At 40.5% G+C, this 304-nt stretch carries 1 protein-coding gene; it reads right to left on the bottom strand.

What is annotated here, in order from left to right:
* The coding region (locus FH871_RS35510; RefSeq protein ID WP_171063057.1) for a GBS Bsp-like repeat-containing protein at nucleotides 1-304 on the bottom strand (304 nt) is incomplete at both ends.

Here is a 304-nt window from a genome sequence, read left to right as displayed (position 1 = left end):
AGAAGTCTGATTTTGAATATTGATGCTACCTGTTACTTGCTTTTCGTCTTTCTTGGCTTCTACCTGATGCTGACTTCCAGCAATACCGACTAGTTGACCATCATTTTCCAGGTAGTAAAGATGAACATTGTAAGTGCCTGTTTCATTCTTATGATCGGCTAATTTAACAGCCACCTTATAGGTGCCATCAGCCTGCTTATCCGCATCGTACCAAACAATATCATCTTGGTCATTTTTATCTGTCCAGACGGGAACTTTGACAGCCTTGAGGCCTTGACTATCAGCAACATTTGAAACTATAACA

It is taken from the genome of Larkinella sp. C7, assembly GCF_006149005.1.
GTDB lineage: Bacteria > Bacteroidota > Bacteroidia > Cytophagales > Spirosomataceae > Larkinella.
The sequence above is the reverse complement of the archived record's forward strand: the minus strand, read 5'-3'. Positions and strand labels throughout refer to the sequence as shown.